General features: G+C 32.7%; 12 protein-coding genes and 3 tRNA genes. 1 reads left to right on the top strand and 14 read right to left on the bottom strand.

The window, feature by feature from the left end:
* Positions 1-14: 14 nt before the first annotated feature.
* The 8 genes from C4S35_RS07910 to C4S35_RS07875 all read right to left on the bottom strand — a co-directional run bounded on the left by C4S35_RS07910 (position 15) and on the right by C4S35_RS07875 (position 4,481).
* Positions 15-86: transfer RNA gene (locus C4S35_RS07910), tRNA-Thr, on the bottom strand.
* An 85-nt stretch (positions 87-171) separates the two neighbouring features.
* A tRNA-Tyr gene (locus C4S35_RS07905) sits at positions 172-252 on the bottom strand.
* 33 nt (positions 253-285) lie between these two features.
* A tRNA-Thr gene (locus tag C4S35_RS07900) sits at positions 286-359 on the bottom strand.
* Between the two features lie 91 nt (positions 360-450).
* Positions 451-753 (bottom strand): ribosome hibernation-promoting factor, HPF/YfiA family, encoded by a 303-nt coding sequence (gene hpf / locus C4S35_RS07895; RefSeq protein WP_103999765.1) that lies wholly within the window; start codon positions 751-753, stop codon positions 451-453.
* 33 nt (positions 754-786) lie between these two features.
* Complete coding sequence (locus tag C4S35_RS07890) at positions 787-1,680, bottom strand: tyrosine-type recombinase/integrase (protein ID WP_103999659.1); 894 nt, start codon at positions 1,678-1,680, stop codon at positions 787-789.
* 70 nt (positions 1,681-1,750) lie between these two features.
* On the bottom strand, positions 1,751-1,945 hold the full coding sequence (gene rpsU / locus C4S35_RS07885) for a 30S ribosomal protein S21 (protein WP_035670421.1): 195 nt from the start codon (positions 1,943-1,945) through the stop codon (positions 1,751-1,753).
* A 312-nt stretch (positions 1,946-2,257) separates the two neighbouring features.
* Entirely contained in the window at positions 2,258-3,427 is a 1,170-nt protein-coding gene (locus C4S35_RS07880) for an acyl-CoA dehydrogenase family protein (RefSeq protein WP_103999658.1), read from the bottom strand.
* A gap of 166 nt (positions 3,428-3,593) precedes the next feature.
* Complete coding sequence (locus C4S35_RS07875) at positions 3,594-4,481, bottom strand: ComEA family DNA-binding protein (RefSeq protein WP_103999657.1); 888 nt, start codon at positions 4,479-4,481, stop codon at positions 3,594-3,596.
* A gap of 277 nt (positions 4,482-4,758) precedes the next feature.
* Here C4S35_RS07875 and C4S35_RS07870 point away from each other — a divergent pair, with 277 nt between their 5' ends.
* Positions 4,759-6,237 carry an amino acid permease gene (locus C4S35_RS07870; protein WP_103999656.1) on the top strand — a complete coding sequence of 493 codons (1,479 nt, stop codon included), beginning with the start codon at positions 4,759-4,761 and terminating at the stop codon, positions 6,235-6,237.
* Positions 6,238-6,316: 79 nt separating this feature from the next.
* Here C4S35_RS07870 and C4S35_RS07865 read toward each other — a convergent pair whose 3' ends face one another.
* The 6 genes from C4S35_RS07865 to C4S35_RS07840 all read right to left on the bottom strand — a co-directional run bounded on the left by C4S35_RS07865 (position 6,317) and on the right by C4S35_RS07840 (position 13,722).
* Positions 6,317-6,541 (bottom strand): PspC family transcriptional regulator, encoded by a 225-nt coding sequence (locus tag C4S35_RS07865; RefSeq protein WP_103999655.1) that lies wholly within the window; start codon positions 6,539-6,541, stop codon positions 6,317-6,319.
* A gap of 85 nt (positions 6,542-6,626) precedes the next feature.
* Entirely contained in the window at positions 6,627-7,898 is a 1,272-nt protein-coding gene (locus tag C4S35_RS07860) for a DUF2851 family protein (RefSeq protein ID WP_103999654.1), read from the bottom strand.
* A gap of 189 nt (positions 7,899-8,087) precedes the next feature.
* Complete coding sequence (locus tag C4S35_RS07855) at positions 8,088-8,570, bottom strand: 3'-5' exonuclease (RefSeq protein WP_103999653.1); 483 nt, start codon at positions 8,568-8,570, stop codon at positions 8,088-8,090.
* Between the two features lie 99 nt (positions 8,571-8,669).
* A complete protein-coding gene (locus C4S35_RS07850) occupies positions 8,670-10,031 on the bottom strand; it encodes a pyridoxal-phosphate dependent enzyme (RefSeq protein ID WP_103999764.1) in 1,362 nt (453 codons plus the stop codon).
* 240 nt (positions 10,032-10,271) lie between these two features.
* Positions 10,272-12,230 (bottom strand): putative porin, encoded by a 1,959-nt coding sequence (locus C4S35_RS07845; RefSeq protein ID WP_103999652.1) that lies wholly within the window; start codon positions 12,228-12,230, stop codon positions 10,272-10,274.
* A 145-nt stretch (positions 12,231-12,375) separates the two neighbouring features.
* Entirely contained in the window at positions 12,376-13,722 is a 1,347-nt protein-coding gene (locus tag C4S35_RS07840; protein ID WP_159916685.1) for a RagB/SusD family nutrient uptake outer membrane protein, read from the bottom strand.
* Positions 13,723-13,729: the final 7 nt, after the last annotated feature.

The raw sequence follows: 13,729 nt of genomic DNA, 5'->3' as shown, positions 1-13,729 counted from the left end.
TTCCTACTTACTTGAGCCAATGTCGGGAATTGAACCCGAGACCTCTTCCTTACCAAGGAAGCACTCTACCCCTGAGCTACACCGGCAGAATCCTTGATGTCAGAATTTGATTTGAGATTTCAGATTCAAAAAAAAATTTAAAACCTTAATTTCAACATCTACTTTATTCTGTGGGGAGAGCAGGATTCGAACCTGCGAAGTTTACACAGCAGATTTACAGTCTGCCCTCGTTGGCCGCTTGAGTATCTCCCCTACTTTTATTATTGTCAAACCGTTACAATTTTGAGCCGGCGGAGGGACTCGAACCCACGACCTGCTGATTACAAATCAGCTGCTCTAGCCAACTGAGCTACGCTGGCGAATCAATAAAAAAAGTCCGCTATTTCTAACGGACTGCAAATGTAGAGATTTTATCTCTCATTCAAAACATTTTTTAAAAAAAAATTTATATTAAATGTGTGAACTTATTTTTTCTTTCCTTTTTACCAACAATCTTTCTAAAGATTCAGCACAAAGCTCCACCGCTTCTTCAAAAATTTTACACTGCTTTTTAACTACAAAATCATCTCCTGGAACATTAATTTTTATCTCGGCAATTTTATTCTCTTTATCGCTTGTCTTTTCAACTTTCAAAAAAACATCTGCCGATACTACTTTATCGTAATATTTTTCCAATTTGTCCATTCTTTCTTGAACAAAATCCACCAGTTTTTTGTCAACAGTAAAGTTAACCGCTTGAACATTTACCTTCATAATCATTTTTTTTAATAGTTAAACATTTCCGAATTACTTCTGATTCCTTGGATGCGCATCTTTGTACACTTTTTTTAGCTCCGTTAAACTATTGTGCGTGTATATTTGCGTTGATGCCAAACTGGAATGTCCCAATAATTCTTTCACCGAATTTAAATCAGCTCCATTATTTAATAGATGAGTAGCAAACGTATGTCGCAATATATGCGGACTCTTTTTTACTTTCTCGGAGACAGCACTAAAGTAAGAATTTATTAATCGATACACAAAGGTATCGTTCAATTTTAACCCTTTTTTTGTGAGAAAAAAATAATCATTATCTACGATAGATTCTAAACACAATCTCTCTTGTACATACAACGAGAATTGCTCTGTAATTAGTGGCAAAACAGGAAGTATTCGTTCTTTATTTCTTTTACCAAGCACTTTGATGGTACCACCGGACAAATTAACATTTATGCTTTTAAGATGAATTAACTCCGTCCTACGCATTCCGGTGGTGTAAAATAAATCTATAATGAGTTTATTTCTTATTTCTTCAAAACCTATTGTATTTGGCATGTGATTTAATACATCCAGAACTTCTTTTTCAGAAAATGGAATTTGAAGTGTCTTAGGAGTCTTTAGCGCTTTGTGTTTCACTAGTGGACTAACCTCAATTTGTTTAGTTTTTAATAGAAATTTATAAAATGCTTTTAAGGACGCAACCTTTCTATTGACAGATACATTTGACAAGTTATCATCCACAAGCGATACGATCCAACTTCTAATTTGATTGTAGTTTACCTGATCTATATTTTCTTGATCAAATTGATGCTTGTTGAATGTTTCGAAGTATCCTAAATCATTCAAATAGGCATTTACGGTATGCGGAGAATATTTCTTCTCCATTTGTAAATAATCCCGAAATGCGTCTTTATTATTCATAAAAAAACCGTTAGCATCAAAGTTATAAAACTTTTAATGACTAACGGTACTTTATTTTAATAGATATTGACTAACTCTCTAAGTTATCTCTCATATTTTGGATATAAGCCGCTTTTTGAATTTTGATTCTATTCGTTACTGAAGGCTTAATAAAAGCAGTACGTGCTCTTAGTTGACGAACAGTTCCTGTTTTATCAAATTTTCTTTTGTAGCGTTTTAATGCTCTATCGATATTTTCTCCGTCTTTAATTGGTATAATTAACATAATATAGACACCCCCTTTCTTTAAGTGTGCAAAAGTAAACATTATTTTGAATTACGTGTTATGTATTGCAAATTTATTTTTAATGTGCTTGCCAAACATCAATTCTGTTCTGATTTGCTGTCAGGATATTCGCTGCAATCTTTTCTGTTGCTAAGCACCAGCAAAGGATTTTCACTACTATTCTTGCTACAAAATTAAAAGTCAAGCAACAAATTGACTCTTTTTTATTTATTAAATACTCAATTTAGTAAACCCAAAGCACCACGTTAAGAAAAACTTATGCACTTTAGACATAATCGTATCAAAGTCGAACTACTTCACTGCAGGCTCATAATTTTGATTATCAATGATCATTTTTCCTAAAATCTCTTTAAGAATTTCTGAAGTTCCTCCGCCTATTGGCCCTAAACGACTGTCTCTAAACAAACGTGCTAATGGATATTCCTCCATATAACCATAACCACCTAACATTTGTAAACAACTATAGATAGTCTCATCTGCAACTTTTGTAGATTTCAGCTTAGCCATAGTCGCCTCCTTAACAACGTATTCTCCTTTGTCTAAACGAGCGACTGCTGCGTAGTTAAACACCTTACAATGTTCTACCTCCGTTGCATGCTCAACAAGAGTATGTCTCAATGCTTGAAACTTACTGATTTTTTTTCCAAATGCTTCTCTATGCGACATGTAATCTATTGTATAATCTATCGCATATTCTGCTCTAGCATGTGCGTTTATCGCCATAATTAAACGCTCCAAAGCAAAATGTTGCATGATGTAAGGAAATCCTTTCCCCTCTTCACCCATTAAGTTTTCTGCCGGAATCTCTACGTTATCAAAGGCGATTTCAGCAGTGTCCGATGCTCTCCAGCCTAATTTATCCAGCTTAACTGCCGAAACTCCTTTTAAATTAGTATCCATCAAAAAGATACTAATCCCTTTGTTCCCTAGTTCAGGATTAGTTTTTGCTGCAACAATGTAATAGTCTGCATAAACACCGTTAGTAATAAATGTTTTAGAACCATTAATAATATATTTGTCTCCTTTTTTCACGGCATTAGTGCGCATCCCCGCAACATCACTACCTCCAAAAGGCTCTGAGATACATAAAGCACCTATTTTTTTTCCAGCGATACTTGGTACTAAATAGTCTTGTTTTATTCTTTCGTCACCCTCCGCATTCAAATGGGTCATGGCTAAATAAGAATGAGCCCACATTGCAGCAGCAAAACCTGAAGACTTAATTTTCTGTAATTCTTCGAGAAAAATAACAGTGTAAAATAAATCTAGATCCAGACCGCCATAAGCCTCTGGATATGCAAGACCGAAGTACCCCATCTCGCCAAATTTCTCCCAAATAAAACGGTCTATCGTACCTGTTTTTTCCCACTTTTCAATGTGCGGAACAACTTCTTTCTGCAAAAAATCTTTTAAACTTTCTCTAAATGCTTGGTGTTCTTCAGTGAAATAAATTGAATTCATATGTAATATATTTTTTAAACAAATAGGATTAATTGAAACATAATAATGTAATGACGTTTCATGTTTTGTTTTTTAAAGGATAAAAATAATCAGCGAATAAAAAAGTAATGGATATGTTTTACAATGTATTACAATCCTACTATCTGTCCCTGTGAATTTGAATCTTCTAATTAAAGTTCAAATATAAGGCAATTATCTTTGCTTTATCAACAGGAAAACCCCTAATTTTTGTTAAATCCTCAATATTTTTAATATCTCCATTCATACTTCTATACGTTACAATTTCTTTTGCCAATGGATATCTGAAATAAGAAAATTGAGAAAGTTCCTTTAATGAAGCGTTATTAATATCTATTTTTTTTAAATTTGGCATCGCCGTAACTTTAAAATGAGTGTTTAAATTTTTAATAACTTCGGGCGATAATCCCCAAATATCGTTCATCTGTTCCATAGAAACAAATCCTCCAAGACTCTCTTTTAGTTTTAAGATTCGAAGAGAAATTGCCTCGCCTACTCCATAAATATTTATCAAGTCTTTTTGAGTCGCTTGATTAATATCAATAAAAACTATTTTCTCTTTTTTGGCGAAAGCCTTATTTGAATATTTCTCATAGACTTTAAACTGTTTTTTATTATTAACCCAATCTGGAAATTTAAAAAAGGGAGCTATTGCATTTAATAACGAATCCGAAACCTGAGTTACGTTTTGAAATTCTTTCGATGAATTAACGTATTTATTCTCTTTTCTAAAAGCTAGCAGACGATCAATCTCCGGAACAGACATTCCCAGCTTATATCCTTTATAGTCGGTAATAAAATTAGGATTGAAAAGATAAATTTTAGGCGACTCCCTTTTCTCTTCCATTTTCATGGAATCAATTTGAGATTGTAGCGCAAGCCATTTTTGTTTTTCTGGAAACTCTTTTGCCAAGGCATTAAAATTTCCAAAAAAATAAAGCAATTGTAAAACAATAATAATTCCAAACAAAACAAAAATACCTTTTCGTTGTTCTCGTGAAAAAATAAAGTATTCACTCCTTGTTTTAAACGCCATATTTTGTGATTAGGTTGCTATTATCTGATTTAATTTTTCAAAATCTAAAAATAAGAAATATTTTACGTCTTTAAAAAATATTCGAAAAATAAAAATGACAGATATTAAAATCAAGCATATTATTAAGCTTTTATTAGACCAAAAAGCAATCTTGCAAAAGAACGTCCTCAGTAAAAGATTGCTGAATTATAATTTTATGACTTAAATTCTAATTATTATTTTTATTTTTTATAAAAAACAATACATTTGGTGCTTAATAATAAAAAAAACATAAAACATGTCTATTTGGAAAAGAAAACCGTTGGCTCAGCTTTTAGCAGAAGCAGCCGATTCTGAAAAGGGATTAAAAAGAACATTAACCGCCTGGTCGTTAATTGCATTAGGAATTGGTGCCATAATAGGTGCAGGGTTGTTTGTAAGAACTGCAATGGCTGCTTCTCAAAATGCGGGTCCATCAGTAACAATTGCATTTATTGTTGCCGCAATAGGATGTGCTTTAGCCGGATTGTGCTATGCAGAACTTTCTTCCTCAATTCCTATTTCTGGTAGCGCCTATACGTATACTTATGCTACTATGGGTGAGTTTTTAGCCTGGATCATTGGTTGGGATTTAATTCTTGAATACGCTGTAGGAGCTGCAACAGTAGGAATCGCCTGGAGTGAATACCTAAATAATTTACTAATTAACGTACTCCATGTGAGTCCAATTCCTTATTCATTATCCCATTCTCCATTTCAAACTGATGCCATAACTGGAGAACATGGAATGATTAATATACCAGCTTTATTTATTGTGGGTATCATTAGTTTATTGTTAATAAAAGGAATACAAGAATCTGCTTTTGTAAACGGCATTATAGTTGTCGTAAAAGTAGTTATCGTAGTATTAATTATTATTGTTGGTTGGAACTTTATCAATCCAGCAAATCACACTCCTTACATTCCGGCAAGTTCTATTTTTACGGATGAACATGGTATTGATCATAAATTTGGAGGATTTTGGGGAATAATTGGAGCCGCAGGAACTGTATTCTTTGCTTTTATCGGTTTTGATGCAGTAAGTACAGCAGCACAAGAAACGATAAACCCTAAAAGAAATATGCCAATAGGTATTCTAGGGTCTTTAGCGGTTTGTACTGTATTATATATTCTTTTCGCTCACGTATTGACAGGGGTTGCAACTGTAGAAGATTTTAGAACAGGTGGAAAAGAAGCTTCTGTGTCATTCGCAATTACAAAATATATGATTGGATATTCATGGTTAGGTCAGTTAGTAACTATTGCCATTTTAGCCGGATTCTCTTCTGTAATTTTGGTTATGTTATTAGGACAATCCAGAGTATTTTACGCAATGGGTAAAGACGGTTTATTACCTAAAGCATTCAGTGATTTACATTCAAAATACAAAACTCCATACAAAGCTAACATTGCAATCTTAATAATTGTTGGATTATTCGCTGCTTTTATTCCTGGAGATATTGTAGGAGATATGACAAGTATAGGAACACTATTCGCCTTTTCACTGGTTTGTGTTTCTGTTATTATCCTTAGAAAAAAAGAACCTGATATGGTACGAGAATTTAAAACTCCTTTTGTTCCTTTAGTTCCAATTTTAGGGGTTATAACTTGTGTGTTAATGATGGCTGGTTTAGGCTGGACAAACTGGTTAAGACTTTTTGCTTGGATGGCAATAGGTGTAATAATCTATTTTGCATACGGAAAGAAAAATAGCGTATTAAACAATCCAAAAGAATAAATTTATTCTTTTAAATTAAAAAGGGACTATAAAATATATCAATTTTATAGTCCCTTTTTTTATGTAAGCAAAATTGCAGTTACAAATCAAAAACCGAGGTACGTTTAGCTCGAATTAAATCCTTTAGACGAATCCAAAAAGCCAATGTCAAATAAACGGCAAACCACAATCCAACGGTAACAAACGACAAGTAGATAAAAAACAATCGTACACTACTGGCGCGCATTCCTAATGTGTCCGCCAAACGCGAAGAAACATGAAATCCGTGCTTCTCAAAAAAAAACTTGAGCTTGATTACTGACATTTTTTAGTTTAATTGATTATTCATTCGAAAGACAAATTTACAACATTAACACATTCTCAGGTAAATAAATCCTAAAATTACTGAATTAACTTTTTTTCAGTAGTTCCATCCCGATAGCACATTCCAAACACTTACTTTTAGTACAATACTCGTTCTTAAGTTGCAACAAGGATTGTGTTTCAAAAGCACTTTTTGGTTGTATTCCAAAAGACCTAAATTTATCTATAATCGCATTTTTCTCGGGAGCGACCTCATTCAAAAGACTTATCAAATCCTCAGAAATTTCCTTTCCCTGACTTTTTGCGAAAGCAAACTGAAGTGGAATAATCGTATTTATAACAATCAAATCGATGAAAGATTTAGAAAGCGGCTTCTTTTTCTTCGGACTTTCTTTGTCAAATTGATAATGATTTAACCAATACTTAGAAGTACAAACTTGGAAAACTTCATAAATATCTTTTAACGAACTTAATGTACTTATTTTCGAAAATAAATTTTGTTGACTGTGGTATAAATTGGCTAATTGCGAAAGTCGTATCGTAGGAAAATTGTCGGGACGATGCTTAAAAAACTGTAGTGGTTCCCTACAAATTTTTTGTATTTGATATTTATTTAATAAGTATAAATACCTGAATTTTAAATCTTTGAAATAATTATCTTCTTTTTCTGAATCCAATAATCCAGAAACTCCAAAAATCAAAGCTTCAAGATTCTCCTCTTCAAAACTTTCTTTTCTAATGATTGAAAAGGGAATTGATTGGGCAATTTTTAAAAAGGTATCGCCATTCGTATTTAAGCCAAAATTTTTAGCCAAAAGACAAAACAACACCGCTTCCCAATCTCGATTAGTTTGTTCCAATACATCAAAAACAGGTTTGGATTTTCTTTCTAAACGCTCAAAAAACAGGCGCTCCTGCCAGTTTTTAAACACAAATTCGTCAATGTTTTTGAGTTGGTTTTCGCAAAAAATCCATGATTTTAGAGCCATTAAAGATTGGTAGTTTTCTATGGTATCTTTTTCGACATAATCTTTAAGTTCTAAAACTGGAATTTCCGAATTATCACTTCTAAAAATTTCTGTATCATGCTCCCAAACCACATGCAAAATTACATTTTCATAATTCGTATCTTTTTCATGATGATGCACATACCAATCAGACGATTTGAGGTGAATTTCTACATTTCCAGCCCATTTTTGAGTTCCAATAGTAATTTGTGCATTGAAAAAATCAGGACCTGCTAATTCAAGGTATTGACCAGAATTACTAATTGTGATTTCCTCATTGTTAAAAGTTTTTAAATTCAAGGCATCAAACTTCTTGAATTTCCAAAGGTAATGCAGAAAATCTTCTTTCATATTTTTTTTAGATAATAGAGTTTAGACTTAAAAATAAAAGACTCTAAAGTATGAAAAAACAACAACTTACCTTACAAAATAAAAAAAATATTCTTCAATTCACCAAAAAATTACTTTTTTTTGTAGTAACGATAGTTACTTCTCCCTATCGGATTGCTTTACCACGTTCCTCGCAACACCTCGCCATGACTAGCGAAGTAAATACAATTTGGCACAAGCCCGAGCATCAGATAATGCCTCGTGATGATTTAAAGCGATATTCATTTTCCGGCAACAATCACTTAATTTGGTTGGTTTTAATCCTTTGGCTTTATAAATCTTAACCGTGCATTCCCAACGAGGCGACAAATTCAAATCAGCATAATCCAAATTATAAAGCGCCATTGATTTCGCAAGAACATTTCTGTCGAAACTCTCATTATGAGCCACAATCACTCTGTTTTGAAGGCGTTTTTGTATTTCAGGATATACTTGTGCAAATGATTTTGCATTGACCGTATCTCGCGGATATATCCCATGAACTTGAATTGTAAAGGGAGAATATAAATTATTTGGCGGTTTAATTAAACTAACAAACTCATCTACAATTATTCCGTTTTCTACAGTAACAATCCCTACTGAACACGGATGGAATGCCGTTGCGGTTTCAAAATCTATGGCGGTGAAGGTCATATTATAAGTTTGTTATAAATCGAAAAAGCCACAAATTTAACGAAATAAACTCGTCAAATTCATGGCTGTAAAAATTTTAATATTTTGGATAATAAAAATTTATTTTATTGACCCAATAATATCATATTTAGTAATAATATGGTGACTTCCATTCTCTAATTCAACCAAAACCGCATCGTTTTCTTTGGTAAATAACTTCGAGACTTCTTCAATTGCCGTTCCTAATTTTACAATTGGAAATGGTTTTCCCATAATTTCTTTTATCGGTCTGTCCGCTACATTTTTATCGGCAACATAACTTTGGAACAAATCACTTTCATCAACCGAACCTACAAATCCCGTGACGTCAATCACTGGAATTTGAGAAATCTTGTATTTACGCATTCTTTCTATAGCGTGTGAAACTAATTCTTCGGTACGAACTACTATCAATGGTTTGTCGATATGATCTTTGATAACATCTTCTGCTTTTTTGATTTCCTCGTCAAGAAAACCTCTTTCTCGCATCCAATCGTCATTGAACATTTTGCCTACATAACGGCTTCCTGAATCGTGAAAAAGAACCACAACCACATCTTCAGGTTTAAAATGTTCTTTAAGCTGTAATAATCCTTTTACGGCCGCACCAGCAGAATTCCCAACAAAAATCCCTTCTTCAAGAGCAATTTTTCGGGTGTAAACTGCCGCATCTTTGTCGGTTACTTTTGTAAAACCATCAATCAATGAGAAGTCAACATTCTTTGGTAATATGTCTTCGCCAATACCTTCAGTTATATAAGAATAGATTTCATTTTCATCAAAAATTCCTGTTTCATGGTATTTTTTAAAGACAGAACCATAGGTATCAATCCCCCAAATTTTAATATTTGGATTTTTCTCTTTCAAATATTTCCCAACTCCTGAAATTGTTCCTCCAGTTCCTACACCCGATACAAAATGCGTTATTTTACCACCCGTTTGTTCCCAAATTTCTGGTCCCGTTTGCTCGTAATGCGCTATCGCATTTGAAGGATTATCGTATTGATTCACATACCAGGAATTGGGCGTCTCTTCTGCTAATCGTCGAGAAACAGAATAATACGAACGCGGATCAGTTGGCTCAACATCCGTAGGACAAACTATTACTTTAGCGCCGACTGCACGAAGAATATCCATCTTTTCTTTGGACTGTTTATCTGAAATCACACAAACCAGCTTATACCCTTTTATTATAGCAACTAATGCTAATCCCATACCTGTATTCCCGGAAGTTCCTTCTATAATGGTGCCCCCTGGTTTTAATCTACCGTCGGATTCAGCATCTTCAATCATTTTAACGGCCATTCTGTCTTTTACGGAATTTCCCGGATTAAAAGTTTCTACTTTAGCAAGTACCAAAGCATCTATTCCATCAACAACTTTATTAAGTTTGACTAATGGTGTGTTGCCTATTGTGCCTAATATGTTTTCTGCGTAGTGCATTTTATTATTCATTTAAAAGTGTGAGTTGTTATAAATCGCCATACAAAGATAGCATTTTGTTACAAAAAAATAAGAATTACCAAATTATGCGTAAATCACTACTTCACAAAAATTTTATGAAATAATAGTCGTGTAAATTTCATTTAAAACAACATTTTTTATTTTGCTATCTAACTGAGTAAAAATATATTGGATACGATGATAAATACGTTTTCCCGACAAATGGCGTACTAATATTTATTAATTGAAGAAATTCCAAACCAATCCAAAACGAATTGTAAAATCACGGTAAGGATTGTTAGGTGAAGAATAAAAATTATTACCCGATAAAGCTGAATTAAAATGCTCTGCTTTTAAGTAAATTCTGGTTCTTTGAATCTTTGCATTAACAAAAAAATCCAGGTTTGGATAGTTCCCAATTTCTTTTTTATTTTGAACAAAAAATTCACCAATTACAGGATTGTATTCATTTCCAAAGTATTTAGTGAAATAATTCAGTGAAATACCGGTTTGCAAGAACAATGCATTCTTTTTGAAAAAATAAGCTGAGTAGTAAAAAGTATTTCTAGTCACAATTTGAGGTACATTTAGGATTTTATCTTTCTGACCTACTTTTTGGTACAAAACAGTATTATCTAACGCAAATCTCCCGAATTTTAATTCTTTACTCACTTTAATTGATAAATAATTTATGGTCTTTTCGTACTGTGTTGGCGCAACTATTTGTGTGCGGACCAGTATTTGAGCATCAGTTGAAACATCGGCAAAATAAAGATGATCATTTAATACAGAATACTGAAGCGAAGCAGTGACCCACGGTGTAACTGCATTGACAGACACAGAATTTATTTTTTCATTTTTAAAAGCATTTGACCAGTTGTATTGAACGTAACTGCTTTGGTACAAATCATAATTGTTATTTGGCAATTTGTTTATGTTTTGATATTGAAATATCAATTCCGTTTCGTCATTGTAATCATATTTCAACTTGGCATCTAAATTCGATAATGATTGATTGGTAACTGACCTAGAATATAAAAAATTTCCGTTCCACTTATTTTTTTGATACGCATATTGGCCACCAATATTATTTATATTTTGGCTTAAAGAACTTGGAACCGTCTTACCATCAAAAATCAAAATTTGACTGTAATAATAATTCGATCTAAAATCATCTGCAAAAAATTGGAATTTTCCTAAAGTTGTGTTTTCATAAGTAAACCCAATTTTATTGTACATTTTATTGTAATGAGTTTGATCATTTATTTCGCTATTTTTAAAAGATTCACCATAACGAAACACTACAGTTGCTCCTACAGAGGACGGGACTGTGGCTTGATTGTATTCGAAAAACTTATTTTCGTAATTAAACTGATGGTTTATATATAAATTATTAGCTCCTTTTACAGGATTAATTCTAAAACTGTGATCTAAAAATACCCTTTTCCCTTTCAGAAATGATTTAGCATCATTCAAAAAAACTTCTAATCGTTGTCTGTTATTAAATTTCGGATCTTCACTTTCAAAATCAAGATCTGTTGTGATTCCCCCATTTTCATAATTTAAAATATCCTGATAAGTATAATGCGCATTGGAGTAATATCTTTTATTTTTCGTGTTGTAACTTACCGTGAATCTGAAATTTCCTGTACTTGATAATTGATTTATGTATAAACCCTCAGAACGTAAGCCTTTATAAGCAATAGAAAAATTAAGATTTTCAAAAGTATTTAACGTTATAAATGAATCTGCCGATTGGCCTTTTTTTATCGTAGTTTTAAAATATAGTTCCGTAACAGGAGTTGCCACAGAGCTATATCGTATCTGATTTGCTTCCAGAAAATTGAAATGTTTTGCTTTGAATCCAAATTCAGGGAAAGGGGAAAAATCAGTTAAACTGTATTGCAGCGTATTATACGTTTGTCCATCATTAGCGAAAGCTAAAAGCCCAAAAGTATCTTTTCTTAAATAATTATGACTGTATTCTCTTTGAATGCTCAGTGAAGTATCTATATAAGTAGTATCCCGATCTAATGTAATAACGCGGTACTGATCTATGGTGGCCAAAGGTTGTTTTGGTTTTTTTATGGAATCTGAGCGATTGTATTTACTATTGGTGTCTAAAGTCTTGCTGTTTTTCTCCTGAGAAAACAACAAAGTGGAGAATGATAAAAAAATAAAAAAAAAGAGTATTCTCATATGGAAAAGGTATAATTAGGCAATTGTTTTTACAATTTTAATCAAGCAAAGATAGATGATAATCACCTTAAATAAAAAATCCGCCTAAAAATTACTTTTTAGGCGGATTACTATAAATTTAATTAATACTATTATTAATTATTAATTAGAAATTAAAATTTTGAACCATATTTGGATTACCATTCATCTCTGCTTGAGGAATTGGAAAAGCCAATCTATAATCTCCATATGCAAATGGAGCTAAAATATTAGGATTCTTAGGAACACCCTTACCGTTTCTAACCAAATCATCAAATCTGAAACCTTCAAACGCAAGCTCTCTTCTTCTTTCTAATAAAATATTAGCCTTACTAGCAACCAAATGAGCGACAGCCCCTCTTTGAGCAGTGATTCTATTCAATTGAATAAGAGCTTGTGGAGCATTACCTGTTTCAAATAAAGCCTCAGCATAATTTAATACAATTTCTTCATAACGAATAACTTTAGTATTCGTAGCAAATTTAGTATACTTACCGATATTTCTGGTAGCACTAATCATACTTGCAGACCTTCTAACATCAGTTGCATCAAATATTGAAGAAAAAGCAACCGTGTTATTAAGCACAATATCTCCATAAACAGTAACACCATAGATTTGAAATAATCCATTAATTCCATTATTATCATTCGATAACTGAACTAATTCAAAAATTGAATTAGATTGCTTACCATCTGCAGAAAAAGAGGAAACGAAAGAAGATTCTGGAACAACACTACCACCTAATGTAAGAGCTTCTGATGCTGCATCACGAGCAATAGTCCAATCGCTAAAATATATTGCAACTCTAGATTTAATTGCTTTAGCTGATTGTAAATTAACTTTCGTATAATTTAAAGGTGTTGGTATAAATTTAGGAATAGCCGAATTTAAATCATCATAAATGAATTTTTTTACTTCTGCAACTGTATTTCTTGCAGGTGTTAATTTAAATAAATCTCTATAGGTAGTTACATAAGGAACACCTAATGCACTCATATTCATCGAAGTCAAAGATGACCCAACATTTTGTTGACCATATAATTTTAACAAATCAAAATGAGCCAAAGCTCTTACAGTTAAAGCCTGCGCTTTCAAGTCATCAACAACTACCTGGTCACCAGTTATAGTTGAATTGATAATAAGATTCGCATTAGTAATTACAGCATAAATTTGAGCCCACGTATCAGTTGGATAAGCAGCAGACGCTGTTAAAACACCTTGAGTTACATTTAAAAAGCGATTTGAAGCTCCTGTTGAATAGGCATTATCAGTTCTACATTCATTAAAAATAACATAATCTCTACCATAATAAGGAACTGCAACCATTCTCTTATGCATACCGTTTGCCAACAATTGCAAATCACTCACTGTACTTGGAGGATTTAAAATAAAATCTCTATTCTGCTCTAATGAAGGCTCCAAAGAGTCTTGTGAACATGACGTCATCACTGTAGAAAAAATAGCGAGTGACATAACAATT

This window comes from Flavobacterium urumqiense (assembly GCF_900108015.1).
GTDB classification, from domain to species: Bacteria; Bacteroidota; Bacteroidia; order Flavobacteriales; family Flavobacteriaceae; genus Flavobacterium; species Flavobacterium urumqiense.
Note: the sequence above shows the minus strand (reverse complement) of the source record. Positions and strands in the feature narration are given on the sequence as shown.

Coding starts and splice junctions, on each gene's coding strand:
- C4S35_RS07845 (WP_103999652.1), bottom strand. CDS start 12,230: ATGAGAATACTCTTTTTTTTTATTTTTTTATCATTCTCCACTTTGTTG.
- C4S35_RS07860 (WP_103999654.1), bottom strand. CDS start 7,898: ATGAAAGAAGATTTTCTGCATTACCTTTGGAAATTCAAGAAGTTTGAT.
- rpsU (WP_035670421.1), bottom strand. CDS start 1,945: ATGTTAATTATACCAATTAAAGACGGAGAAAATATCGATAGAGCATTA.
- C4S35_RS07870 (WP_103999656.1), top strand. CDS start 4,759: ATGTCTATTTGGAAAAGAAAACCGTTGGCTCAGCTTTTAGCAGAAGCA.
- C4S35_RS07840 (WP_159916685.1), bottom strand. CDS start 13,722: ATGTCACTCGCTATTTTTTCTACAGTGATGACGTCATGTTCACAAGAC.
- C4S35_RS07880 (WP_103999658.1), bottom strand. CDS start 3,427: ATGAATTCAATTTATTTCACTGAAGAACACCAAGCATTTAGAGAAAGT.
- C4S35_RS07890 (WP_103999659.1), bottom strand. CDS start 1,680: ATGAATAATAAAGACGCATTTCGGGATTATTTACAAATGGAGAAGAAA.
- hpf (WP_103999765.1), bottom strand. CDS start 753: ATGAAGGTAAATGTTCAAGCGGTTAACTTTACTGTTGACAAAAAACTG.
- C4S35_RS07850 (WP_103999764.1), bottom strand. CDS start 10,031: ATGCACTACGCAGAAAACATATTAGGCACAATAGGCAACACACCATTA.
- C4S35_RS07865 (WP_103999655.1), bottom strand. CDS start 6,541: ATGTCAGTAATCAAGCTCAAGTTTTTTTTTGAGAAGCACGGATTTCAT.
- C4S35_RS07875 (WP_103999657.1), bottom strand. CDS start 4,481: ATGGCGTTTAAAACAAGGAGTGAATACTTTATTTTTTCACGAGAACAA.
- C4S35_RS07855 (WP_103999653.1), bottom strand. CDS start 8,570: ATGACCTTCACCGCCATAGATTTTGAAACCGCAACGGCATTCCATCCG.